Annotated in this window: 18 protein-coding genes and 5 pseudogenes; 10 read left to right on the top strand and 13 right to left on the bottom strand. The window is 58.7% G+C overall.

Going from position 1 to position 25,304, the window contains the following annotated elements; all coding sequences use genetic code 11:
• Positions 1-112 precede the first annotated feature (112 nt).
• Positions 113-870 (bottom strand): annotated as a pseudogene (locus tag NL532_RS30085) (IS5 family transposase).
• Positions 871-1,019: 149 nt separating this feature from the next.
• On the opposite strand from NL532_RS30085, the gene NL532_RS30080 reads away from it, so the two are divergent.
• The 5 genes and pseudogenes from NL532_RS30080 (at position 1,020) to NL532_RS30060 (ending at position 6,651) form a co-directional block, all read left to right on the top strand.
• Positions 1,020-2,027 (top strand): IS110 family RNA-guided transposase, encoded by a 1,008-nt coding sequence (locus NL532_RS30080; protein ID WP_023697220.1) that lies wholly within the window; start codon positions 1,020-1,022, stop codon positions 2,025-2,027.
• A gap of 794 nt (positions 2,028-2,821) precedes the next feature.
• Positions 2,822-2,982: pseudogene (locus NL532_RS30075) on the top strand (transposase); the annotation flags it as partial.
• A 1,058-nt stretch (positions 2,983-4,040) separates the two neighbouring features.
• A pseudogene (locus NL532_RS32465) lies at positions 4,041-4,375 on the top strand (redoxin family protein); the annotation flags it as partial.
• Positions 4,376-4,545: 170 nt separating this feature from the next.
• Positions 4,546-5,643: a thiamine pyrophosphate-dependent dehydrogenase E1 component subunit alpha gene (locus NL532_RS30065; protein ID WP_245265573.1), complete on the top strand. Its 1,098-nt coding sequence runs from the start codon at positions 4,546-4,548 to the stop codon at positions 5,641-5,643.
• Between the two features lie 6 nt (positions 5,644-5,649).
• Positions 5,650-6,651 carry an alpha-ketoacid dehydrogenase subunit beta gene (locus NL532_RS30060; protein WP_050589020.1) on the top strand — a complete coding sequence of 334 codons (1,002 nt, stop codon included), beginning with the start codon at positions 5,650-5,652 and terminating at the stop codon, positions 6,649-6,651.
• Positions 6,652-7,016: 365 nt separating this feature from the next.
• Here the strand turns inward: NL532_RS30060 and NL532_RS30055 are convergent.
• From NL532_RS30055 to NL532_RS30035, 5 genes and pseudogenes are all read right to left on the bottom strand, one after another.
• Positions 7,017-7,305: pseudogene (locus NL532_RS30055) on the bottom strand (integrase core domain-containing protein); the annotation flags it as partial.
• Positions 7,306-7,627: 322 nt separating this feature from the next.
• Positions 7,628-7,831, bottom strand: coding sequence for a hypothetical protein (locus NL532_RS30050; protein WP_084624831.1), 204 nt, complete (start codon positions 7,829-7,831; stop codon positions 7,628-7,630).
• Between the two features lie 543 nt (positions 7,832-8,374).
• Positions 8,375-8,889: pseudogene (locus NL532_RS30045) on the bottom strand (transposase family protein); the annotation flags it as partial.
• Between the two features lie 430 nt (positions 8,890-9,319).
• Positions 9,320-10,000, bottom strand: a complete 681-nt coding sequence (locus NL532_RS30040) for an OmpW/AlkL family protein (protein WP_444848986.1) — start codon at positions 9,998-10,000, stop codon at positions 9,320-9,322.
• Positions 10,001-10,829: 829 nt separating this feature from the next.
• Positions 10,830-11,150: a hypothetical protein gene (locus NL532_RS30035; protein ID WP_031203448.1), complete on the bottom strand. Its 321-nt coding sequence runs from the start codon at positions 11,148-11,150 to the stop codon at positions 10,830-10,832.
• A 798-nt stretch (positions 11,151-11,948) separates the two neighbouring features.
• Between NL532_RS30035 and NL532_RS30030 the strand changes: the two genes are divergently transcribed.
• The 3 genes from NL532_RS30030 (at position 11,949) to NL532_RS30020 (ending at position 16,790) form a co-directional block, all read left to right on the top strand.
• Positions 11,949-13,211 (top strand): lysine N(6)-hydroxylase/L-ornithine N(5)-oxygenase family protein, encoded by a 1,263-nt coding sequence (locus NL532_RS30030; protein WP_245265571.1) that lies wholly within the window; start codon positions 11,949-11,951, stop codon positions 13,209-13,211.
• A 501-nt stretch (positions 13,212-13,712) separates the two neighbouring features.
• Positions 13,713-14,492: a phytanoyl-CoA dioxygenase family protein gene (locus tag NL532_RS30025; protein ID WP_023829691.1), complete on the top strand. Its 780-nt coding sequence runs from the start codon at positions 13,713-13,715 to the stop codon at positions 14,490-14,492.
• Between the two features lie 309 nt (positions 14,493-14,801).
• Entirely contained in the window at positions 14,802-16,790 is a 1,989-nt protein-coding gene (locus tag NL532_RS30020) for a class I tRNA ligase family protein (protein WP_023697209.1), read from the top strand.
• A gap of 825 nt (positions 16,791-17,615) precedes the next feature.
• On the opposite strand, the gene NL532_RS30015 is transcribed toward NL532_RS30020, so the two are convergent.
• The 5 genes from NL532_RS30015 to NL532_RS29995 form a co-directional block, all read right to left on the bottom strand.
• Complete coding sequence (locus NL532_RS30015; RefSeq protein WP_196813885.1) at positions 17,616-19,073, bottom strand: NAD-dependent succinate-semialdehyde dehydrogenase; 1,458 nt, start codon at positions 19,071-19,073, stop codon at positions 17,616-17,618.
• A gap of 88 nt (positions 19,074-19,161) precedes the next feature.
• Positions 19,162-19,440: an insulinase family protein gene (locus NL532_RS30010; protein ID WP_245265569.1), complete on the bottom strand. Its 279-nt coding sequence runs from the start codon at positions 19,438-19,440 to the stop codon at positions 19,162-19,164.
• A 192-nt stretch (positions 19,441-19,632) separates the two neighbouring features.
• The gene (locus tag NL532_RS30005; RefSeq protein ID WP_245265568.1) at positions 19,633-19,863 is read right to left on the bottom strand and encodes a hypothetical protein; all 231 of its coding nucleotides are present in this window, start codon (positions 19,861-19,863) and stop codon (positions 19,633-19,635) included.
• The gene (locus NL532_RS30000; RefSeq protein WP_023697206.1) at positions 19,838-20,029 is read right to left on the bottom strand and encodes a hypothetical protein; all 192 of its coding nucleotides are present in this window, start codon (positions 20,027-20,029) and stop codon (positions 19,838-19,840) included. Before NL532_RS30000 ends, NL532_RS30005 begins: the two co-directional genes overlap by 26 nt.
• Positions 20,030-20,907: 878 nt before the next feature.
• Positions 20,908-21,135: a hypothetical protein gene (locus NL532_RS29995; RefSeq protein ID WP_245260682.1), complete on the bottom strand. Its 228-nt coding sequence runs from the start codon at positions 21,133-21,135 to the stop codon at positions 20,908-20,910.
• A gap of 371 nt (positions 21,136-21,506) precedes the next feature.
• Here NL532_RS29995 and NL532_RS29990 point away from each other — a divergent pair, with 371 nt between their 5' ends.
• The gene (locus NL532_RS29990) at positions 21,507-21,719 is read left to right on the top strand and encodes a cold-shock protein (RefSeq protein ID WP_023671852.1); all 213 of its coding nucleotides are present in this window, start codon (positions 21,507-21,509) and stop codon (positions 21,717-21,719) included.
• Between the two features lie 219 nt (positions 21,720-21,938).
• On the opposite strand, the gene NL532_RS29985 is transcribed toward NL532_RS29990, so the two are convergent.
• Complete coding sequence (locus NL532_RS29985) at positions 21,939-22,421, bottom strand: Ros/MucR family transcriptional regulator (RefSeq protein ID WP_023829688.1); 483 nt, start codon at positions 22,419-22,421, stop codon at positions 21,939-21,941.
• A gap of 1,151 nt (positions 22,422-23,572) precedes the next feature.
• Between NL532_RS29985 and NL532_RS29980 the strand changes: the two genes are divergently transcribed.
• Positions 23,573-24,577, top strand: coding sequence for a glycosyltransferase family 10 domain-containing protein (locus NL532_RS29980; RefSeq protein WP_155923855.1), 1,005 nt, complete (start codon positions 23,573-23,575; stop codon positions 24,575-24,577).
• A 137-nt stretch (positions 24,578-24,714) separates the two neighbouring features.
• On the opposite strand, the gene NL532_RS29975 is transcribed toward NL532_RS29980, so the two are convergent.
• A complete protein-coding gene (locus NL532_RS29975; protein ID WP_023690586.1) occupies positions 24,715-25,068 on the bottom strand; it encodes a hypothetical protein in 354 nt (117 codons plus the stop codon).
• Positions 25,069-25,304 lie beyond the last annotated feature (236 nt).

Here is a 25,304-nt window from a genome sequence, read left to right as displayed (position 1 = left end):
GCGAAGCGAGCCGTGTCAAGTAGTTGGGCCCAAGCCTGGAACCGTGTGCAATGAGGAGATCGGCTTTGCTTCAATCGACTCGACACCCTAGACTAGTCTAGAGGGCTAAGACTCATAACCAGTAGCTGACGGTTGCAGCGATGCAGACGGCGGCGAGGAAGTTGCGGGCGAGCCGATCGTAGCGAGTTGCGATGCGACGGAAGTCCTTGATGCGACAGAACATGCGCTCAATCGCATTGCGGTCCTTGTAGAGGAAGGGCGAGAAACAATTCTTCCATTTTCGGTTCGCCTTGGGCGGGATATTGGCGAAGGCGCCGCGTCCGCGAACCTGCTCCCGGATGGCATTGCTGTCATAGCCTTTGTCGGCATGCAGGATTGGCGCCGCCGGCATCTGCTCGATCAGCAGCGCCCCGGCAGTGCAATCGGCGACCTGGCCACCGGTCAGGAGAAAGGCGACCGGCCGGCAGAATCCATCCGTCAGGGCATGGATTTTGGTAGTCCGTCCGCCTCTCGAGCGACCGATGGCCTGATTTTGCTCCCCCCTTTGCCGCCGGCCGCACAGCGATGCGCCCTTACCGCCGAAGAGTCGATGAGAAGCTCGGCCGGAGGCCCGCCGGCGTTGGCAAGAGCATGGAAAATGGCACTCCAAACGCCCTTGGCCGACCAGCGCTGGAAACGGTTGTAGAGGGTCTTGCGCGGTCCATAGACCGACGGAGCGTCGACCCAGCGTCCGCCGCTCTTCACCACATGAATAATGCCGCTGATCACGCGGCGATCATCGACGCGCGGCTTGCCTCGGGTGCCGGTCGGCAGATGTGGTTCAAGCAACTCAAACTGCTCATCGCTGAGCCAGAAATATTCGCGATTCATGAGTGGTCCCCCTCAGAGACCCGTCAATCACAATCCCGCCGTCAGAGGAACCCCTTTTATGGGTCATCGTGTAATTTGTGGCTGCTTCCCTCGGGCCTCGGGTGAGGCGCACACTTCTGGTTGTCGAATCCTGAAGGAAGGAAACAGCCATGAAGCATTATGCCGGACTGGACCTGTCGATGGAAAGCACGCAGGTCTGCATTATTGATGAAAATGGACGCAAGCTGAGTTCCGAGAAGGCTGAGAGCACGCCGGATGCGATCGCCGACGCATTACGCCGACACTGCCCGATCGAGCGGGCGGTGATCGAACCCGGACGTATGTCACCCGCGATCTGCCTTGGCCTGCGGGAGTTAGGCGTCAACGTGGTGTGTATTGATGCCCGCCAGGCGCACCAGAGCCTCAAGGCGATGAAGGCGAACAAAACCGATCCCCATGATGCTGCAGGGCTCGCGCAACTGGCAAGAACGGGCTTCTACAAGGAGGTTCATGTCAAATCGCCGGCCGCGCACGGTGTACGCAGCATGATCACCGCTCGCGGTCATCTGGTGGAGGCCCGTGTCCGGCTCGACAACATGATCCGTGGGTTGTGCGCCACCTTCGGCTATAGGCCGGGCGTCGGGCAGGGAAAGGCCTTCATCGAACGCATCATGGAAGCATCCCACATCCCTGGTCTTGGCGAAGCGATTACTTCGTTGCTGACGGTGCGCGTGCAACTGGTCGAGCAGATCAAGGAACTGGATCTCAAGCTGCGTATGCTCGCCGTTCAGTCGCAGGCCTGCCAGATCCTCATGAGTATACCTGGTGTTGGCATCCAGACTTCAGCCGCCTTCTCCGCCGCCATCGACGAGGCCGGCCGGTTCCGACAATCGCGCAACGCGGGTGCCTACTTTGGGCTGGTGCCCAGGCGTCATCAATCCGGCGAACTCGACTGGACCGGCCGGATCACCAAGCAAGGTGACAGCATGGTCCGCAAGCTTCTCTACGAAGCAGCCAACTCAATCCTGACTCGGAGCCGGGGGAGCTTCGCGCTCAAGACTTGGGCGCTGAAAATCTCGAAGCGCCGCGGCCTGAAGAAAGCCCGAGTGGCACTCGCGCGGCGTCTCGCTGTCATCATGCATGCCATGCTGCGCGACGGCACTTTGTTCGAGGCTTGAGATGAGGTAGAAACAGTTTGCCAGCGGTGAAGCGCCCAGCGCTGATCTGAGGGCGGTGTCCCGCGAGGGAACGCAGGGACGGACGATATGCGAAGGTAGTCAGATGGGCCTGACAGCCCGCTTCGAGTCAATGCAACGTCCGGCCTTGTGAGACCCAATACAGCACGACCAGCTCCGGCTCGGCCAGTGCGGACAGATCCTTGAAACCCTCAAGGGATACACCGCCAAGCTCTGCAAATTACAGATCCAGACCCTAATCCCCATGTAAATGCTCACCTTCTATGTCTTGGAAAGTCAAAGGCGCTGTTGAGCGGGATCGGCTGTTGACGGTCGCCACGGGGCACTCTGCATGCGATAGGCGGCTCCGCCGCCTTGGAATGCCCCCAACGCGCGCCCCACAGCACACTTGCCGTCCTTTGAAGAGGGGGCCATGTGCAAAGCCTCATCACGCTCACATCCATGATTTGCCCGGCCGCTTCAAACGCAATCTCGCCCCGCTCAGCCGGTATGCTCGCGCGGTGGACGGCAATGTCTTAACGGCTGCGGAACGAACAGACCCGCGCCTGGGTCCAGCCATTGCCTCGCCCTGTCGGCTTACCGGCGCGATTAAGGACCTGCGCGATCTGGCGGTCGGGCATCAAGCGCGCCAGCTCGCGGACCAGCGTCGAGGTTTCCCCGGGACTGCCCAGCGATGCTTGCCGGTGGCCCCTCCCTGCCAATGAAGGACCAACTTGATGACACCAGCTTCGATGCGGCCGACGATCTCGCTTAAGGCCGCGCCACCGCTTTCACCACCCGAGGCCACGTCCGTACAATGGTGCGCCGTTGCCGACCAGAACCGGCCGGAGGTGGCGACAATCGTGGACGACGCCGAGCCCGACATGCTGTCCTACATGACCTTCCCGAAGGAACATCGCGCTAAGCTCCACTCGACGTTCCGATCGAGGCTCTCAACAACGCTCCCTCTGCTTCTGGCTGCGCGGGCCTGGCGGCTGCCCGTTTGGTTCGCCCCGGGGTTGATCTTCTGTGGTGAGCCGATCGTAAAGCTGCTCAGCAGCTTGGTGTCGGGCCTCCGCTGCAGGCCATCGAGACATGCCGGGTGCCCAATTTGCTCAACCGTTCTAAAAAGCACGCCGAGGACGTTTGAGAGCATGTTCACGCCGCTTGTCCATAGCGCCGGCCCGGCCCGCATTCCTTTGTTTGAGCTTCCGACATTATTGTCCAACTTGGAACAAAAGAAGGTTTGCGGAAGTGTTCCGGCGACGCCTCGTAACTGCAAAAAGCAATGTGATTACAGCCTTTATTCAATTGGCGCGGCGCTTGCTCCACATTCTAGTAGCCCCAGAGAAAGCACGTAAAAAATGCGAACAAGGCCATTGTTGACACCGCGAAGCTCCGTACCAGCGGATGAGAACACCGTTCTTATTCCCGCTGGATATCGGGACATAGTACACTCCAGAGGTCCGTGCTCGGTAGCTGTATTGCGCATGATTGCTCTGAGGCCGACGCGCCAACGCATGGCGCTCGCCCATTCCATTGACCGATCTTCATCCGCATGTGCTTGCAGAAGCAGTCAATCAAAGGGCCACCCCACTCGCAACCTTCTGCAACCCGCTCAACCAGTTCTGCCAGCCAGGGCTTTCACGGATTCTCAGAGTTGACACGTCACCCCCCTTTTTCGACGCGGGCACTTCCGATTACCATCGCCTTTTTCGTCGAGGACGAGAAGCGGATCGCCGATGTCCTTTAGGGGCTATTGGCGTAGAGGGCTTGCCCGAGCCGCCCGAGGGCAGCCAGATCAACCATATCAACTGGTTCGGGTAGCGAAGATCAGGAGCCAGGACGTGACTTACGTCGGGATGCCAAAGAATGGGAAACGCCTCATGTTATGTCCGGAATGCAGTCGGGTTCGGCTTGCGTCCCAACCGAGATGCAATGCGCCAGTTTCTCTTCTAGAGGAGCAACATTGTTGACCCCTGAAAACAAAGGCCCCCGGTCAGCTTTCGCGCGGGAGTGCGCACTGAATCATCGAGGGGTCAAACCCATACCACTGGGAAGACAACACATCCGCCAACTATTTCGACGGCAAGCGCGCCACCCTGCTATCACCGTCCCGCGCCTTCACGCCGACCTGCTCGATACCAATTGCCCGATTTCGAAAAGCTCTTTGACAAGTTTGAGAAGGAGGGAATTGACGCAATCTGCGCTTTTCCGCCAACGATGCCTTCGGCATAAATGGCTTCAGGCTGCAGAAGATTATCAAGCTGATCCCGGACGGCTCGGACGAGTTCACGCGCCGGCCGAGCATGCTGGTCGCCAAGGACAATGTCGGCTTTGGTGTGCGCTGCTAGCGCTACGACGTCTTGATCAACAATGGGGTAGTGGAGAAGTGGCAAGAGGAGGAAGGCTGACCTTCTCCGCAAAGCCGCCCTTCTCGTCAATTCTATTACCAGCCAATCGCGCGCCCCACTAGTTTATCAGCAAGCTCTTGTTCTGAATGCATGAGCTAGAAAGGTGCATGAATCATACCGGAAATTTGGGTCTGTGCCATGCCATCCCAAGCATATCTTTAACTCAATATTGGAGCAACGTTTGTATCATGAAGTTAGATGGTGACCAGCGATTGGAAGCTTATCGGCGGATGCTTCGCATCCGTCGATTTGAAGAAGAAGGTATGCGGCAGTGCAAAGATGACAAGATCCCTGGTTGGTTCCACTCGAGCGTGGGTCAGGAAGCCGCTATCGTGGGGGCATGTCTCGCCCTTAAGGACGATGACGCCATGACCGGCACCCATCGTTCGCACGGCCATCCGATCGGGAAGGGTGCGGATCTGAACGGGCTAATGGCCGAGCTGATGGGAAAGGAGGGCGGCATCTGCAAGGGGCGCGGCGGTTCAATGCACGTTGCAGACAATTCGGTCGGGATCATCAGTGAATCGGGTATCGTCGGAGGAGGCATTCCTCTTGCCACAGGGTGTGCTTTCAGCGCCAAGGTGCGCGGCGTCGATCAGGTTGCCCTTTGCTTCTTCGGCGATGGGGCGGTGAACCAGGGCACCTTCCATGAGAGTCTCAACATGGCGTCGCTGTGGAAGCTTCCGGTCATCTATCATTGCGAGAACAACGGCTATGCAATGACCACCTCGGTGGCGCAAAGCCACGGGCAGCCGAAGATCGCGCTGCGGGCAGCGGGCTACGGGATGCCAGGGGTAACGGTTGACGGGCAGAGTGTGGGCGCCGTCTATGAATCCGCGGCAGCGGCCGTCACGCGAGCACGCGCGGGCGAAGGGCCTACTCTAATAGAGGCTAACACCTATCGGTTCGATGAGCACGATTTCGGCATGGTGATAACGGGGGAGCCTTATCGATCGGTTGAAGAAGTCGAGGCTCACAAACGCAACCGCGATCCGATTTTGCTATATCGCACTGTGCTCCTCGATGAAGGCATCAATGAAAAGAAGTTGAGAGCAATCGAGTATGAAGTCGTCGAAGCCGTGAAGCTGGCTGTACAATTCGGTTTGGACAGCCCCCAGCCTCGGCCCGAAACCTTACCTGATTACATGTTCAACTCGCCCCTTGCAGGCCATCACGGCTTCGTGGCTGGGCCGGAGAGGAATTAATTCCATATGGAAACTGATGCCCACAAGCTTGCCTCGACTCCCGGCGGCCATATTCAGATGACCTATTTTGAAGCGCTCGTGCAGGCGCAGATGGAGGAAATGGAGCGTGATGAGCGCGTCGTCCTGATGGGAGAGGAGCTTTCGGTTCATGGCGGCGCCAAACTTATTGAGCGATTTGGCAAGAACCGGATTTGGAACATGCCGATTTCAGAAGGCAGTTTCACCGGCCTTGGAATTGGGGCTGCGATCAACGGATTGCGGCCGATCGTAGACCTCTCAGTTTCCAACTTCGTCTATCTCGCCTCGGATCAGATCATCAACCAGGCCTCGAAATTGCGGTATATGACGGGAGGCCAGATCGACATTCCGATCGTGTTTCGTTGCTGTATGTACTCGCTGGGGTCTCTGGCGGCGCAGCATGCCGACCGGCCTTATCCGTTCTTTATGAATGTGCCTGGCCTCAAGATCATCAGCCCGACCAGCGCCGCCGACATCAAGGGGCTGATGAAATCGGCCATTCGTGACGGCGATCCGGTAATGGTCTTCGAAGACACCCGTCTGTGGCCGCTCAAGGGCAATGTGCCCACAGATCCGGACCATGTAATCCCGATTGGCAAAGCGGATGTGAAGCGCGAAGGAGAAGACGTAACTCTCATTGCTGTTGCCGGTGTCATTCAGCCGACGATGGAAGCTGTCAGCGCGCTGGCCGAGGAAGGCATTTCGGTCGAAGTGATCGATCCACGTACCTTGAAGCCGCTCGATCATGAGGCCATCAAAACGTCAGTCGCTAAGACCGGACGGCTTGTGATCGTTGAGAACGCGCACCGCGTCTGCAATGTCGGAAGTGAAATCGCTGCGGTGATGGCGGAGGAGGCGTTCGATCTGTTGAAGCGCCCGATCCTGCGGGTGAGCGCTCCAGATATTCACGTACCCTTCAGTCCGGCCCTCGAGAAGGATTTCTTCCCGACAAAGGATCATATCATCGCCGCCGTACGGCGGCTGCTCTGAGATTCTCAAGACTCCGACAGAATGGAAAGCAAAAATGACAATCGACATTATTCGTACCCTCCAGTGGAATGAGAAAAGCTACAATATTTCGTTGGTTGAAAGTCGGCGATGAGGCTCAGGAGCCCACGTTGGAGCCATATTCCATAGGGCTTGCCGCCGTCGCGGTCACCCCGGTCATGATCCGTTGCGCGGCAATAGCTGCAGAAATCGAAGCTCCGGAAAACCTCAGCTCCGTCGGTTAGAATGCACGGCATTTACCCGTCTCGACGCAAAATCTTCGCATTGCCCGCTATTGGCAATGCGACTGCCTATCAATTCCGCGTAGGGGCTGCCGAGCATGGTGCGCTCTGACGTTGCCCCCGGTTTTATCCAATCCTGAGTTCGCTCCGGCGATCAATGTTGCCCTGTTGGGCGGTTTGAGCGACAGGCAGAGGCGCGGAGCTGATCATATAGAGCGCAGCGCTGTGTCCCGTCGCCGGGTGAAGGTGTGGGCGAACTCGAAGAAGGTCTGCCATCCGGGCCGCGAATGTGGGCGATTGAAGTTGTAATCTATCCGCCACCTGGCCAAGACCGCGCGAGTTGTGCCAATGAGGTGAACGGCATCTCGTTCAACAGTTCGTCACGGAGGCGACCGTTGAAGCTCTCGATGAAAGCCGCTATCCGGCATGTCGTGCTCGGTGCCATTGTTCACCCGGATGACCAGATGAGTTAGTCTTGGCTCATCCGGGCCACGGGGCACCGGGAGCACGCAAGTGCGGGCAGTCCGTCGTATGCAGATGAACCGTGAGTTCGAGCACGTTACCGGGCCGCCCCTACGACTCGCCCGGATGCGCTGCGAGCGCGGATCCGTATTTTGTCGTGTTGCCCGCTGGCTCCCTGTGTTCGTGACCAACGATGGAGGGAACCGTGCGTATTATCGGCATGGACATACACTGCGTGGCCGCCGAGGTCGTATCGTTACTCGACGGCGAGATCGTCAAGCTCGGCCGCATTCAGATGCTTCGCGAGAAGCTTGAAAAGAGTTCGCGAGGAAGGAACTCACGGCGCGCTCTGTCAGAGCCTTCTTGAGCGTATCCAGCAGGCCGCCCTGTTCGAAGGCAGCACTGGCTGCGCCTCCTGCCAGCAGTTGGTCGAGAAGATTATTCGGCATTGCAGGTTCGTGGGATCCCTTTTTATCCATTATGCCCGCCGCACACGGAATTCCTGACAGCCCCGTAAATACCCTCCAGGATCCGACAATCCGCAGCCTGATGACGTTACCCGGCCTCGACGTCACCGTGGCTGGGAGCGTTGCCGCGGCAATCGGCCGATCCGCTTGTAGAAGGCGCGTAGAGGACCTGGCGAGCGCGCAGCCGCCCATGCCGCCTCGACTAGCATCCCCCGCACGCCTCGCGTGGCGGGAAGCATATCGCGGCCGTCGCCACTGCGCGCAAGCTTGCAATGATCCTCTGGCACATGCTGAGCAAGGATGCCGAATACATCTGGGCTCGGCCGGCCTTGATCGCCCGCAAGTTCAGATCGGTCGAGCTGCGTGCCGGCCTCCCCACGAGCCATGCCTGGCGCGGCACCGCCTTCGACTACAATATTCTGGCCAAACGCGCCGAAGAACGATCTCGAGTCGAAAAGGCGGAAGCTGCCTCCGCAGCAGCGACTTCCCGATGGCGAACGAGGCCGGAAAGGCCAAAGACTGTGGAAAGAGCCGCCGAATGAGAACAAGGGGCTATTCTACAACATCCGTCTGCATTGGCTTGCCCGGCGCGATATAATGCCAGTCCACGCGGCTTGCATCGGCCCAGGCAAGGATCGCATTGCTGGTCAGTTCGCGCCATCTTCGGCTTGCCACGTTCGATCATGAGCCGATCGAGTTCGCCGGCGGCCCCACGCCGGACAGACGTATCCGCGACTGACGCCATCAGTCAGTTGATCCGACAAGAAGTCCAGTGACCAACGGTCGTTGGGCGCAACGGGGACCATCATCGGTGCCCGCGTTCCAATGGCCCGTTTGCGGCCGCAAAGGTGCCGAACGGGAAGCTTCTCCGCATGACAGAGCTGCAACAGGCACTGGTGAATGACCACACCCCGCCGCAGCAGCACGTGCAGGCGGCGAAAGCCGAGCGCCGGCGCTCATGCGCGATCGCCTTCATCCGCTCCTGCAGGTCACCATCGTCGCCACGGGGCGTATTTTGCGAACCGTCATCCGGCTGCAGCCGATGCTGTCTTGCACGCCCGCCGCACCGACTGCCAAGTAGTTGCTGCGCGCCCGCGCGTCTGACGGCGCGCCGGCTGCTTCGTCAACCAGCCAGCTCTTCTCGGCAGGGTTCAGCGATCTTGGCCATTCGCTTCACCGCTCCCGCAGGGGTCAGCCTGTCGGCTGCTACCGGTAAGTTGCCGAAGGCTGATCGTCAAACCTCGGGTGCAGGCCGACTGGAAAAATCTGCCTGGCCGCCGGCCGTCATTCGGCGCGGGCCCCGTTCTCATGAATGGCGGGCTGACTAAATGTTTGAGCCCGAGCTTGGATAGGCGTCCTCGTACCCGCGGGGCGCCAGCCATCGGGGAAACAGACCTTGGTGCCTAAACTAGTTTAAACTAGGCCGGGCCGACGGCAAAGGGCGCACGAGGCGCCCTTTGATTGAGCTCGGCTGTCGGCAAGCCGCTTCGCCTTTCGTTATCAGAATCGGTAGGTGACACCAGCTCCTATCAACCAGGGATCGAGCGCGGCCTTCCCTGTCAGCTTCGCGCCGTCCACCGTGACGTCGAAGTCTGGCTTAAGGAAAAGCTTCTTCACGTCGAAGTTGACGCCCCAGTGTTGATCCACCATGTAATCGAATCCGACCTGCAGCGCGGCGCCAAACGTGTCCTTAACATCGAGAGCATCGGCACTGCCGACATCCTGGTTATAGAAGATCGTGTAGTTCACGCCGGCACCGACATAGGGCTTGAAGGCCCCGAAATTGGTAAAATGATACTGCAATGTTAGCGTGGGCGGCAGCAGCCAAACCTTGCCGATCTTGCCCAGCCCGCCGATCGTTCCTTGGCCGTCGATGTTGGCGTAGGTGGTGCCGAGTACGAGTTCGGCGGCGATGTTATCCGTGAAGAAATAGGAGATATCGAGTTCCGGCGTCACGGTGTCCGAATAGGAAAGATCGGAGCCGGGCACTGCATTGACGTAGCCCGAATCCCCAGTGATGACCCCCAACGCACGCAGGCGGATCTGCCAAGGGCTTGGCGCTTCCGTGACCAAGGCTCCTGCCCGCGGGACGCTCGCGGCTTGCACAAGGTCCGCGGCGACGGCGTGCTGTCCCACCACGATGAGGACGACGGCTACCGTTACTCCCCGCGCCACGCCCATTCGCTTTCTCGCCATGATATTCTCTCCTTGCTCTTCAGAAATGATGCAATTCATTATTAGGAATCCTGTTGGAATTAATTGAGATTGAGGGAAACGCTGGTGCTCGTGTTGCGTGATAATGTGCTCACTTTATTTGCGCTTACTCGCAATCATCGACCTGTGCTCGCTTATTGGAATGTTGTCCTTTGTCTGGGTTGCGCCCACCTATCGAACGCAATCGGTTGCCAGTGGGTCGCACTGCGAAGGAAATTGTTGCTCAGAGCAGTGAATGCGGCCCGCTCCTGATTGTCTTGCCGTTAGCCGTGGGCGCCCGCGCCGGGCTCGCAGAAGTAAGAGCGATAGCCAAGAGTTGCAGCTTTGCGGCCATCTTAAGCGCGTAGCCCCGGATGGACGCAGTCGTCCCGCTTCGTGGCGGCAAGCAGGATCGGCGGAATAGGCGGTAAGGGTGGTCCGCCGCCGAAGCCCGCGGATTTCTGGGATCTTGCCAGAAATTGTAGAGGTACGGGCCCGGCGGGCGATCAAGGGAATCTTGTCAGGACGGTCGAAAATCGCCGTCAGGGCGTCGTGGTCGCGCTTGAATCGCGTTCCACCGAAGTGCTCCAGGGTCCTGGCCGACTGGCTGGTGGCCCAGGCAGGCGTCCGTTCTCCTTCGACATCTCCAAGCCAAAAATAGGGATCACCGTCCGGGGCATTCAGTGTTGGGCGGAAACCTGCGGTCATGTCCGGATAACGTGAAGAATGATGTCGACTGGAAAACAAGCGCAAGGTTCTCCTTCGGTTCGGGAAAGCTCAGCTTTCGCGGCTGCGACCGCATGTCGGGCGAGCGTGATCATGGGATGATTTCTCCTCTGTCCGTGCCGCAGCGCGTTTGCGGATAGCCAAGCATGTATCGTGCCAATGAGAAAATCATTTTAAAACAATAGGATGGCTCTGGTGCGCCATGTCTCATGTCCGACATTGTCGAAGACCCGACAACGAGTGCAGCCGTAAACGCCTGATCGGTCTCCTGTGCGAGCTCGGTGGGCCCCCCGGAAAACTCAAGCAGTTGAGCTCTCACTGCGAACTGGCAGAGTTTCGGATCGACATCGGCGACGGGGGCGATTGCCTGATTTTGAGACAAATCGCCAAACCGCTGGTCGGGCTTTTTCAACGAGGGTCTTGAGGGGGAAGGATATGGCAGCTTTTGCAACTGCCGACCTTGTTGGACAAGGCATATCGCGATCTGTCCAGCAAGAGACACAAGGTTCTGCACCGTCCGTTCATGAAGACATCGTGCTGGCCTCCATGAGAAGTCTTCTGGTGCAGAAGGTGCCCGATTAGCTATTCGGAAAAAGGCGACATCGACGTGCAAATCGGGCGTCGCCGTAAGGCGCCCCCCTCAATGTCGGATACCCGACAGGGTCGCACATCCCACATCCACCAACCCGTTGTTTTAGCAAGATTTCTTCTTTGGCACGGCCCTTGCTCCTTCTCTGGCATGCGCTTGCTAAGGAGAGACGTCGTCCATGATTATGCGCACCGAAAATGCCGTCGCGGCAGTGAAAACCGCGCTCTCGCCTGCCATCAAGCCGCCGAAAGGCCGGCGCGTCATGGTTAAGGCGGGCGATTGCGCCGGCCTCAAACACCTTAATGGGCCTGGAAAGCGTCTCGCGTGACCGCGACGCGGGCATCCAGACGGGCGGAAAGGACATACGTCGTTGCCCCACGTCGCCGGCATGACCCGTCGATTGTCACCGCGCTGGAATGCTCGGGTCCAAATTCGACTACTCGAACGCGCTGCACAAATTCTCGCAAATCCGGTCGGGAGCGTGGCTCGAAAACGTCCGCGAAGGGGGGCCCAATGGCTACGGCCGATATTCGCCCCGAACAAGCTGCCTAGTGGGGAGACTCTATAGGAGGAAAGCAAGTGGAGTTATCTTGCGTTGGGGTCGGTGCTGGGCCGTCTAATTTGAGCCTTGCGTGTCAGATACACGAGCAAGTTGGGCAAGGGGCACTGTTCCTGGATCGGCAGGTCGACTTCCGCTGGCATCCAGGCATCGCATTCGATTCCTCGGAGCTCCAGGTCAGCCACTTCAAGGATCTGGTCACGCTGGTGAATCCGCGATCAGCCTACACTTTCGTAAACTTCCTCCACGAGAACGGGCGTCTGTATCACTTCCTGAACGCACAGTTCGAAGCCGTGCTCAGAGTTGAGTTCGAGCAATACCTGAACTGGGCCTTCCACAGGAACCCACTCGTGCGTGGCGGCGAAACGGTCCGCGAAATCCGCTTTGATGGCGAGTTTCGGGTGCGGACGGATAAGGCGGTTCTCGGCGCCAGAGACGTCGTGGTCGGCATTGGCAAGCAGGCGCAAATTCCGCCTCAGTTCCAGGGCTGGACTGGACGCAACCTGTTCCATTCATCTGTTTTACTGCACATCCACCCTGAGGTGCGGAGAAAGCATGTCTGCGTGGTCGGCGGAGGCCAGTCGGGAGCCGAGGTGATGTTGCATCTCATCGGCCTGCCGAAAGAACGGCGGCCTGCCTCGATCACTTGGGTCTCGCAGCGCGAAAACTATCTGCCTCTGGACAACAGCCCGTTCACAAACGAGTTGTTCATGCCCTGCTTTTCGGATCGTTTCGCGGCGATGAGCGAGTCGCAGCGTAAGCTGCTGCTGCGGCGTTTCGTGCTTGCCTCGGACGGCATTTCGGAAAGCACGTTGCGCGCGATCTATCAGGCGCTCTACCGCCACGCATTTTTCGAACCAAACCGATCCGACATCACACTGCGGCCGGGCTGCACCGTCTCGTATTGCATCAACGCCGGCGCGGGTCACAGGCTGACCCTGCAGCACGGCATGGTCGAGGTCGAAGAAGTCGCGGCTGACATCGTCATCCTGGCCACCGGTTACGAGAACGCTATCCCAGACTTCTTGGAACCAATCGCGCACCGGCTGGAGCATATCGACAATGAATTAGCTATTCGCGAGGACTTTTCGGTGAGCTGGGACGGACCGCGTGACAGACGCATCTTCGTACAAAACGCGAGCCTCGGGCAGCGCGGCCTGGCCGATCCGAACCTAAGCCTGCTGGCCTGGCGCGCGCGCCGCATCCTCGATAGCCTTCTTGGGCACGCGCCATGCGCGAACCCGGAGCATCCTGGCTTCATCAGCCATACCTCGATCGAGAGCTGGCCCGCGCCCGTAGCCGAAGAAATGGGCAGCGGGATATGACTCGTAAACTTCTGATCATCGGCGGTGGCATCCTGGGAATGATGTCCGCCTCCGCTGCGAAGGCCGGAGGCTTCTCCGAAATCATCGTGACCGAACAAGTTCTTGGACCAAGCGGCGCATCGCATTATTCTGGGGGCGTTCATTTCCCCTACGGTTGGCAAGACCGTACCAGGCCGCTCACTCGAAAGAGCGCCGTGGTCTCGGCGGCCATGGCTGGGTCGGCGGTCAGCGGATGGTGCCGGCCTTTAGCGATGCGTGTCGCGGCTGGACCGGGTGAACCGATTGATCCGGGCCAGTTTACCGAACTCCTGGATCCGGCTGAGCCTGAGATGGGAAGTCTCGCGCCGAGCTTCTGCGGACAAAATCCGTCGGAGCGGAATGCACTTAGCATCCCCGTCCCACATGCGTGGGACCGTCTCCGTGGACCGCAACTTGCCCAGCGCCCGACTGCCCTAATTGGGATGTCCGACCAACCAGTCTTTCCAAAAGGAGGTCTTTCGCATGTTGACTGATACACAAAGAGACAAATGGCAGAAAGACGGATACGTCAGGCTCGAAAGCTTCTTTGCGCCAGCGGCTCAGGAAGATATCTCTAATTTTGTCGAAGATGTGTCACGCTGGGATGTCAGCGATGATAAATGGCTCATGTGGTTCGAGAAGACGACGGACAATCGAAAGATCATATCCAAGATCGAAAATTTTCTCGACTTCCATGATCCATTGCGTCGTTTGCTATTAGAAGATCAGCGCATAAAGTCAGCGGTCGAAGAGTTGCTTGGCGAAGATGCGCGCAGGCTCAAGGAGTTGCTTATTTTCCACTACCCAGACAGCGGCGGCTATCTCCCGCATCAGGACATTTATCACATTCCACACAAACTCCCAGACCGGATGGTCCATGCGGTGGTTGCCATCGGCATCGACGATTCCGACCCGGAAAACGGCGGGCTTTTCTTCAGCCCCGGCAACCACAAAAAGGGGGTCTTTCCCATGGATGCCGGTGGGGTGATCTATCCTCAAGTCGCCGACAAGTTCTCCTGGGAACCCGTAGTATGGAAGGCTGGCGACATCTTCATCTTCGACGATTACGCGCCGCACTACTCACGACCGAACAAAAGCAATCGTTCTCGGCGGACACTCTACTTGGTGTTCCAGCGTGCCTCAACCGGTGGGCCGACCCGCGCTGAATATAACGTGCTTAAGCGCGCCCTTAACCCGCCCGAGGGCAAAGTGGCCGATCTCGACAATCTCAAGCCCCCAAATGGCATCTTCTATCGCGACTGAGCTCACGCAGCCATGCGGAGGCATGCACACGGATCGACCGCTCAAAAAATGCGCGGACGGTATGGCGGTCTGATTTGCGGGCTCGCGGAGCATCGGACACTTTGGCACGTGGATTGTGGAGGTGGTCGCAGGCGGTCTTCTGTGTGCCTACAGCCCGACTAGCGCCCCCCTTGGTCGCCCGCCTGCCGGCAGAGCTGCACTATTCTGGCCAACGGGTCGGGCTGCCGTTTCTCTCCATCAAGTGCACTTGAGGCTGTTCGTTGGCAGCCGAAGGTCCGTCCCACTCTTCAACAGCTTAGGTTCGTTGTCATGCGCAAATACACGTTTTCTCGAACGGAGCTGTCGCGAGCGTTCGGTATCGACACGGCCACGCTTGGAACGGGCAGCCCTCGCACGGGGTTTTCGTTCGGAAAGGTTGGACCCGGGGTCACATCCGAGCCCCATCGGCACGACGAAATCGAGGCCTTCGTGGTCCTGTCTGGTGCGGGCAAGGTCACCACAGACCTTGGGGAAATCTCGGTCGAGGCCGGCGACGTCGTCCTGTTCCATCCTTTTGAAGCGCATGTGCTGCGCAATGACGGGAACAAAGACCTGGATTTCGTCGATGTCTACTGGCGAGACGGCGAGGCCGCCCTTAATGCCGCTGCAAAGACCACGGCTCCACGCGGGCCGACCTTCGTCTTCTCCGCGCCGCCAACGCCAAATGGCGATCTGCATCTGGGGCATCTTTCTGGCCCCTATTTCGGCGCCGACGTCTATACCCGTTTCCTGCGCATGAAAGGAGTCGAGGCGTATCACCTGACCGGAAGCGACGATTACCAGAGCTACGTCGCGACACGCGCCGCTTCCGATCAATGGACGCCTGCAAACGTGGCGCGCTACTACTCCGACGAGATTCGCGCCACGCTTGCACTTCTCGATTGTGACGTCCACAGCTTCCAAGCCACAATGGGCGATGACGGTTACAGCGAATTTCAAGCCGCGTGTTTCCGAACTCTTCTGAGCAGCACGGCGGTAGATCTGCGCCAGAGCCCTGCGCTTTTCGATGCTGTGACAGGCCACTATCTTTATGAGCCGGATGTTAGAGGCCTCTGCCCCGATTGCGGCGGCTCCGCCGCTGGCAACATCTGCGAGGAATGCGGCGCCCCAAACCTTTGTCACGACTTGGGTGCAGCGCGGTCACGGCAGTCTGCCGAAGCGCCGCTGGTCGGCTCCCTCCGCCGTCCGGAATTTGCTCTGGACCGCTGCTACGACAATATCGACCGGCATCTAAGGGCATCAGGCGTCCCGCTACGCATCTTGGATCTCTTCGCGCGCCTACGCCAACGCGGAGAATTTTCGGTGCCGATAACCCACCCCTCGGACTGGGGCCTGCCGGCCGAAGGGTTCCCGGGGCAAGTGATCTGGGTCTGGCCGGAGATGGCCTTCGGTTTTCTTTACAACATCCAGGCGCTCGGCCGCTCGCTGGGTCGCGACTGGAAGGCAGAGGTGCCCGGCAGCGATTGGCAGATTGTCCATTTCTTCGGCTTCGACAATTCGTTCTACCACGCGCTACTCTACCCCGCTCTTTACGCCGAGGTCTTCTCCCACTGGACGCCGCGCATCCACTATCACGTAAACGAGTTCTACCTGCTCGACGGCAAGAAGTTCTCAACCAGTTGCCGCCACGCGGTCTGGGGCAAGGAGGTTCTGAGCCCAAAGACGGTCGACGTCGTGCGCCTCCATTTGGGCCTGACACGCCCGGAAGGGGAGCGGACGGATTTCACGCTGGACGGGCTGCGCCGCACGGAGAAGGAGGTCTTCCAAGGGATTTGGCTGAACTGGCTTGATGCGTTGGACCAGGAAATCAAGCAGGATTTTGCCGGCCGTGTACCGGATGCAGGCGACTGGAGCCCAGTCGACCGCGCCTTCTTTGCTCGGATAGAGATCTATCGCGCGGCGATGGAGCGGGCATATTCGGACGAAGGCTTCTCGGTCCGGCGCGCGGCCGCTCAGGTCTGCGATTTCGTGCGCGATTGCGTGATCTACCGTCGGGCGCGAGACTATGCGGCCGCGCGATGTTTGTATCCCGCCCGCAATCGAACTTCGCTAGCCCTTCAGACGACGGCCGCTGCGATCATGGCACCGACAGTCGCTCCGTTAATGCCCCGGTTCGCCAGAACGCTGGCGCGAGGCATCGATGGCGTCTCAACCGAAACATGGCCCCGGTCCGTCCAGCGCCTTGCACCCGGGACGCGCTTTGATCTCAGACCCGTGTTGGTGTTCTACGCCAAGGCCCGGCAATCCTCATCTCGATGAGGAGGAAGCACTATGAGCCCAAAGGTGCACCAGTGAGCTGTCCCTATCTCGACCAGATTTGCGCGGCAACCAAAGCCGACCATGCCAAATATGCTGTCACTGGGCCGACCTAAGCCGCTATCAAACGGTAGAGACCAGATTAGCGGACCTGAACCAGCGCGTCGTCGACAACCCTGGCCCGCGCCTTCGAGGGCCGCTCGGCCGATCGCTTCCCAGCCCTTGCTGTTCGTGCCGCAATGCCGTGTGGGCTCGACTGCGCTGACCAACCGCTGCGACATCGGGATTTCCGTCCTCCAGCCGGTCAGGGCTGTCATTCGGTTCGACCCGCTTGGTCAACCTGGCGCGCCCTGGACCGTGCGCCGATCACCAATGTGGATGCGAATGCCGCGTGATGGTACCTTCGATTCTGTCCGAGCCTGTACCGGCACGGCAGTCAGCCGAAGAACAGCTGAGCTACTGATGTCGGAATGTAGCAGGTTCAAATTCTGCCCCTGAAGCCGGATATTGCTCAATCAGCGTTGACGACGGCTGGGTGCACAAGCTTCCAACCAGACCGCGCAATGACAGCCCGTCGCCTGAGGATAGTCGGCGAGGGCCGCCAAATCGCAACGCGTATCCTCCGTCGCATGCGCGCCGTCTTCGCCGAAAATGCAGACGCTTGTCTCGTCGAGAGATACATCCAGCTATTTTAGGGGGCTCCTCAGGATTGTGTGTTTATCGGGTGCGGACCGCCCCTCAGTTCCCAATCGAGGAGCGATTCTACAATTCACATGTTTGGAGATCGCTCGCTAGGTAACCCGTCTGGGAACCCTGCAAGCCGATGCTTCAGATGCCGCCCATGCAGAGGTATTTCATTTCGAGGTAATCCTCGAGGCCATGGCGGGATCCCTCCCGCCCGATGCCGGACTGTTTTATCCCACCGAACGGCGCCGCTTCCGAAGACATCCGGCCGGTATTTACCCCGACCATTCCATATTCCAAGGCCTCGGCGACACGCCAGACACGCTTCAGGTTAGAGGCATAAAAATACGCCGCGAGGCCGTAGATCGTTTCATTAGCATCACGCACGACCTGATCCGCATCTTTGAAGCGAATAATCGGTGCGAGCGGCCCGAATGTCTCTTCGCGCGCGACGGTCATCTCGCTGGTGACACCGGTCAGGACCGTTGGTTGGAAAAACGTGCCATTCGTGCCGATGCGTTTGCCCCCGCATCGAATTGCGCCGCCTTTAGCTACGGCATCGGCAATATGGGATTCAATCTTGGCCAAAGCCTTCTTGTCGATGAGGGGTCCTATGTCCACTCCGAGCGCGAAACCGTCACCAACTTGAAGTTGGCGAGCCCGTTCAACGAATTTCTCGACGAACTCGTCGTGAACGCCCGACTGGATGTAAAGGCGGTTCGCTGAAACGCAGGTCTGGCCGGCATTGCGGTACTTCGCCTGAATGGCACCGTCCACCGCGGCATCGATATCAGCGTCATCGAAAACGATGAAAGGTGCATTGCCGCCGAGCTCCAGGCTGACTTTTTTGATCTGGTCTGAGCACTGGCGCATGAGCAAGCGCCCAATCGCAGTAGACCCGGTGAAGCTGATCTTGCGGACCTTGGGATTTGTGCAAAGTTCGCGGCCGACCGCGTCACCTTCGGATGCGTAGATCAGGTTGACGACGCCTTCGGGAAAGCCTGCCTGATGGGCGAGGGCGAACATTGCTCCAGCCACCAGCGGCGTCTGTTCAGCGGGCTTGAGGACGATCGTGCAGCCCGCCGCCAGGGCTGGCGAGATTTTGCGCGCCACCATCGACGCCGGGAAATTCCATGGTGTTATCGTGCCGACGACCCCGATGGGCTGCTTGATCACCAGCATTCGGCGGTCCGTCGATGGTGCGGAGATCGTCTCGCCATAGACGCGATTTGCCTCCTCGGCGTACCATTGCAGATACGCCGCAGCATGCGATATCTCCGACTTGGCCTCGGCAAGCGGCTTGCCCATCTCCGCGGTGAGAATTGCAGCGAGATCGTCGGCGTGGTCGATGATCAACTGATGCCATCGCCATAGAACGTCGCTGCGCTCACGTGCGGTAAACCCTGCCCATCCAGGCTGCGCGACATAGGCCTTGTCGATCGCAACGCATGTCTCCTCGACATCCATGTCGGGTAGTTCTGCCAGCACTTCGCCGGTCGACGGGTTGAGGACCTTGAAAGTCCGCTCGCTCATCCGCGTGCCAAGTACCGGCAGGCGATCAATCGGTCCAAACAGGTCAGGGAATCTCAGGTGACGGATCATCGGCAGGCACAGGGGCAATATCCGATTCCTCCTCAACGCAGCAGGTGTATATAGCAGGTGCGGTGTGTATTCCGGACCTAAAGGTTCCTTATAGGGCCTCGGCCATACAGCTAGCAGACCACGGTACCCAAGTGGGAGTGAGAACATCTGAATTTGCTACAAGACGCCTAGGGGTTCTACTAGTCGGGCTCGACGGTCGGTTGCGCGGTGGCAGGTCCGGCCCGCGCGCAACCTTGTCATAGGTTTTCGCTGCCAGCGCCTTCACCGTCTCAGGCTCTGCGTCGCCGGCCACCACCAGCACGGCGTTGTTCGGTCGGCGGTATTCGTTGGAGATCGTGAATGCGTCGGTGCCGTTCAGCTTCTCCATCTCCTGCCTCCAGCCGTTGATCCGAATGCGGTAGGGCTGATTGGCCGCAATGTCGCGTTGACCTCCTCGTCCACCAGACCTGAGGGTCCGCCTCTCTGCGCCAACGGCGCTCCTCCAGGATCACGTTTCGCTCGGTCTCGATATCATCGTCGTTGAGAATGAGGTTGAACATGCGATCGGCCTCGAAGCCCATCATCTCGCCCAAAGCGATTTATAAGCAATGAGGGCGGTATTGTAGCCGCTGACAGAGACGGCTCCGTCGAACTCGCTGTCGGCGCGGTTGGGCGTCGCCCTAAAGATCAGACGCTCGAGGGAAGGGGCAAGTTCGGGTTTGCCCGGTGGCTCGTCGGCGCTGCGGACCTTGTGCCAGATCATATGAGTGACGATTTGCGCGGAGTCATGTCGACTGTTCCATGCCATCATCGAGCAGGCAATCCGTAATCTTGCCGCCGTCGGTGGCTGCCATAGCCGGAGCGGTCGTCGCCAGGGCCAGGGCGGTGGCAGTGAACGCCTTGCGCAGCCAGGGGGCGATCGATGGCTCCGGTTGGAAAGGCAAGTTTCGAGGCAGTGATTTGTTCCTCATTTTCATGAACGGGCTGCGTCTTCGATCCCCGTGGGAGGATCGCGGGCAGGCCGAGCCAGATGAATCATGCGGCCAGGGCTCACTCGAGCCTCATCTTGGGATGGGCCCAGAGACCGGCGGCGGTGTTCTTGGGGGGATTGTCATAGGAGGGATTTTCCTTGATCCGCGACGCCTTGCGGACGACCACGCATGCACCGTGCCAGATCAGAAAACGGTCGAGGCATGTGGACAAGTCAGTCTGACATGTTGTGCATCCGACATTGTGGGCCATCGGACAGGGCTGAAGGCGACGTGAGCACGGCTGAGAATATCTTCTTCATTTGGAAGACCGATTCGGCGCGCTGCTGGGGAAGGGGTACAGGATGCGCTCCGAAGGCCGCTGCACTGACGGTCAGAATTGAGATGTTGGTAGCTCCAGCGGATCGCTCTCCTCAAAGTCAGACCGGGGCGGTGCTGAAGGGGAGAGGCGTGAGCAGCGTATCTAAGTCGGCCGCGGAGCCTGCTCGCGCGCGAAGACGGACCTGATCAAAAAACGGCGAGTGGCGACATTCGCGAGGCGCCGGAAAACGAGATCGTACTCGGCGGGAAAAACGATGCCGTTGCTCTCGTCTGGCGTGATGGCCTGACGCGAGGCGGTTGAACAGTGATGAGTTGCTGCGGAAAGTGTTTTCGCGGGACCTTGGTCAACGTAAGAAACAAACGTAGAGCTCGCCTTGGATGGGGGCATGCAGCACATTTGCCGCTGCAGGAAAGCAGCACGGAAGCTGTCCGCGCTTGCCGTCGTCCCTGGGAACCAAACAGCAGAATTTAGCGGTCGCGATTGATTTCATGCCCGCCTGGTGCGCTCGGCTGCAAAAGCATGCCTGGCGGAGTGGTCGCTTAGGTCAAGAGCATCGCGTGAGTAACAGCCTGACCTTGCTCAATCTGATGCGCGCTAACCGCCTCGCCGGATTGTGGAACTGCTCTCGGGTGGCTTCTACCACAAACAGCAAGGTCATGAAATCAAGCAGGAAGTCGTCAATCGCTTGGGCGATTGTTTCTGACTTGCCCTTGAACTGGTCCAGCAAAACGCGCGCGCTATCGATCGCTTCCACGCTGGTCGCATCGATCAACCCCTCGACCCTCTTGAAACAATCCAACTCGAAACTCCTTAAGGCGCTCCCAAGGTGTTATGCACGAAGGCAGCTCCGTGAACTACCCGGCCTTTGACCTGGCGGCACGAGCAGCGGTCGGCCTTACGTCCCGCGCCTCCAAACACGAGCCATCGACGTGGCGCTGAGGAGCGTTGGAAGAAATTGGGCGCTTCCGGCCACGCTCGAGCGGTAGTGTAGGACAGTGCTTGCTGGCGGCTACGCCCACAATGGAGTGCGCCAGCTGATCGGGGCTTAACAATTTTTCGCTTTTTGCTGCGCCCAACTCTCGGCTATGACTCGGACAGGCCTAATGGCCTGCCCACGTGCATTGTAGAAGAAGGAACAAGTATATGACGACTGGAACGGTAAAGTGGTTCAACAGCACCAAGGGGTTTGGATTTATCCAGCCCGACAATGGCGGTCCGGATGTTTTCGTCCACATTTCCGCTGTCGAACGCGCGGGCCTCTCGACCCTCGCTGACGGCCAGAAGATCAACTATGAGATCGAGCAGGATCGCCGCACTGGCAAGTCCTCCGCTGGCAGCCTCAGCAAAGCTGGTTGAAATTTTCTCCTGCGTCCTGGCAAGAGTAGGCACGTAGGTCCTCATGGCCGCTCGATGGGACCGAGCAAAAACTGAGGCCAGCAGATTGCTGCAGGCCTCGCGAATTCCTCATGAAACAAAGTTGTTTAAAAGGAAGGCGGGGTTCGCCCCGCCTTTTTATATGACGCGCAGATTAAGCCGATGGATGCAACGCTCCAGAACGAATCTCGATTGCCGAAATCAAGCCGCGACCTTCTTGCGGGTTCGCTTCGTTGGCACCGGCGCTTCCGGCTCTTTCGGCGCTTTCGGCGCTTTCGGTTTGCGGCCGAGCCCCATCGTTTTGGCCAATGACGAGCGCGCCGCGGCGTAGTTCGGCGCAACCATGGGATAATCCGCCGGCAGGCCCCATTTGGCCCGATATCCATCCGGCGTCAGCCCATAGTGGGTCGACAGATGGCGCTTTAGCGATTTGAATTTCTTCCCGTCTTCAAGGGAGATGATGTAGTCCGGTGTCACCGACTTCCTGATCGGGACTGCAGGCGTAAGGGCAACCGGCTCTTGTGCAGAGATACCTCCGGCCGTCGCTTTCAGAGCCGCATGCACTTGGCCGATGAGGGCAGGGAGATCCCCCACCGGGATCGGATTGTTGGAGACGTAGGCCGACACGACATCGGCGGCAAGCTCAATGAGGGTGTCGACGTTTTTTCCGGCTTCTTCTGTCATGAAACTCTCCAGGCGGTGAAACATAGTCAGCGAAGCGTCGCTTCATAGGGCCGGTTGCCGCTGAAAGCAACAATGTCTCTGACTGCGTTATTGCTAATGCTCGTCCAGAAGCGACATCGATGCGCCATATTTCGCGTCGTGACCGCTGAGCCACTCGTTGTTGGCGACCCTGCCGAGGTGCGTGGCGCGTGCCGCTCTAACGTTGTGCCGAAGTTGCTAGTCGCCTCGAGGCTAAGCGCGCTATTTTTGTCTCGCTTTGCTTCTTTGGACTGTGAAATCGAGCGATAGTGATCGCTTGATGGTGGGCGTCAGGGACGATGAAACAAACGTTCATTGGCAATGGCCAAAGATGTAAGTTCATCGCCGGTGAGCCGCTCTGCAAGGGGGCTGGGAACCGCCGCTGATAAACCAAGGACATCAATGTATTTCGAGGCGTTTCTTAGCCTGTCCTGGAGAGACGGCAATGGCTGCGGATGACACCTGTTCCACGATATCAAACAGCGCGGCGACCCGGGCAGCTTCTCGAATCTGGAGCGGCTTCTCGCACGCTGGCGCCGCGCCGAGAGGCCGGCGAGGACAGTGAGTCGCCTGCTTCAACCATAAGCATCAACCAGCCAGCGACGCGTCCTCATACGGAATCCCTTGACCGGCCGCGTGATCTCGCGGGTAGTCGCCGCGGCCCTCTGGATCAAGCCTCGGGATGTGCTGACGATCAACCAGGCCAGAAAGGTCGACGTCCCAAAGCAGGGAGTTTGCCACTATGCGCAGGCTTGCCATGCCCTTCCTCGACATTTTGCGGGGCCTGTGAGTTGGGCAAGCTCGACACTTCGGTCGACTTGGCGTTACCCGGCTGATCGCCATCACGCGTTTCGGTCTGGTCCTACGCCGTGACGTTGACTCCGTTCGCGATGCCATTGAACTGCCGTGGAGAACGGCCGAGGCGGAAGGGCTGATCAACCGCCTGAAGACGATCAAACGTACCATTAGGCAGCGCCGGCTGCGAACTCCTTAGGCACGCATGCTGCCACTCAGCCGGCCTAATCACCACACGAAGCGAGGAAGAACCTGGTCAAGTGCAAAGCGACAATTGCCTCGACAGCAGGTCCCGGAAGGTTTATGCTGCCCGATGTTACCGCAATCCTGAATGGCGATTGAGTACCTTCGCGAGTGAAGGGAGTGGAACTGCTTTGTCGGCCAAATTGTTGACGGAACGCCCGGCGCCCATTGTTGCTACATGTCTAGATTCTTGGGGCGTTTTGGATGATGCAATCCACCACCTCACTCCAAAGGGCAGTGGAATCTGGAACAATGTCGCTTTTGTACGCACGACATCCTTCGTGCCCGATTGGCATATTGTCTTTAACTCTGCTTCTCTTTTTGGGCTCCCTGTTGATATCGAGGCGAGCCCCAACAGGACAATTTTTGCAATCGGCGAACCGCCGACGAAAGCTCATCGTGCATTTCATGAAGGGCAGGGGAAAAATACTATCGTCCTAACGTCTGACGCAGAGCTGGTTGCTCGGCAGAATGCAGCTCGCCGATTCGTTTTGTCTCCACCGATCACTCGGTCTTGGTCTGTAAACAAGACATATGACCAACTTCTGGTCAGCGAAGCCATGGATAAGCCACTTCGGCTCTCATGGATTACCAGTAACATCGCCCTGCTTAAAGGACATCGGTATCGGCTGGCGTTTCTGGAACGGCTAAGAAAGGAGCTCGATTTTGACCTGTTCGGCCGAGGTTTTCGGCTGATTGGAGATAAATGGAACGCACTCGCACCTTATCGCTACAGTATAGCGTTCGAGAATACTCGTGCTGATTACTATTTTACAGAGAAGCTTATGGACTGCTTCGTCGCTGAAACAATGCCGATCTATTACGGCAGCCCGGCAATCACGAGGTTCTTCCCTTCGGACTCTATGGTTCTGATTGACCCAGAGGACAAGAACGTAATCCAAAAAATTCAAGAAATTATCAACTCAGACCTCTGGAAGGAACGTCGCGGCGCAATAAGAGAGGCGAAGCGGCTAGTCCTCGAGAAATACAATACGTTTGCCTATCTCGCGGGCTTCATCGAAAGCGTTCAGGATAAACCCTTACCGCCAGAAATTATACACATCGAATCGCCTGAAGTTGATTTTGCAACAGACGAATGAATTAATCCAACGCTCGCTTCGCGTGCCCGGCGGTTGGTGGTCTGGCGAGATCGGTGCGGAGCGCTCGGCGGAGAATGCCTGCTGCGCAGACGGGCCGGCACGGGCGCACAAGGTCATGCGCCCCCGGCTGCCGCTGATCAGACGAACTGGGGAAGGCCAGGAACGGAATTGAGGACCTCGTCCACGAGTTCGTCGCCGGCATGTTCCTTGGCGCAGGCGATCGTCTCGTTGGCGAGGGCGGCGATCTTTGCCATGCTGAGACCCTCACCCATCAATTGCTGCCCGAGCCCCATAAGGCCGCCACCCTCTGGGTCGTCGCCATGATACTTCGCTACTAATTCCGAAGCTCCCGGAATGGCCTCGATCATGCGCGCGCCGGGACCGTCGGCCGCGTGGCTCCGCAGGAAACCCAGCATTAACCCTACGGCCTTCTCTGCGAGAGCCGGGCCGATGCCGGCACCAGTGGCGATGCGCGGTAAGATTTCTTCCATGCAGGGTCTCTCTCTCTTTGATTAGGTTTACAAGTGGCCGGTCCGGCGCCCCGCGCCCTTGGCCGAACCACAATGGAACTCCACTAAATAGGCCAGCGGAAGTGCTATTGCGCCTAAAACCGCCTCTGTCAACGCAAGCTGCGTCGGAAGTGCGTGTTTCGCAAACCGAAGATCATTGCAATTCACTTCAGTACGCATTGGCAACCGCACAGTTTGCGTTGGCTCGCTTATGGGCC

Source organism: Mesorhizobium sp. C120A, assembly GCF_030323105.1.
Classification (GTDB): Bacteria; Pseudomonadota; Alphaproteobacteria; order Rhizobiales; family Rhizobiaceae; genus Mesorhizobium.
This window is presented reverse-complemented; position numbering and strand designations above follow the sequence as displayed.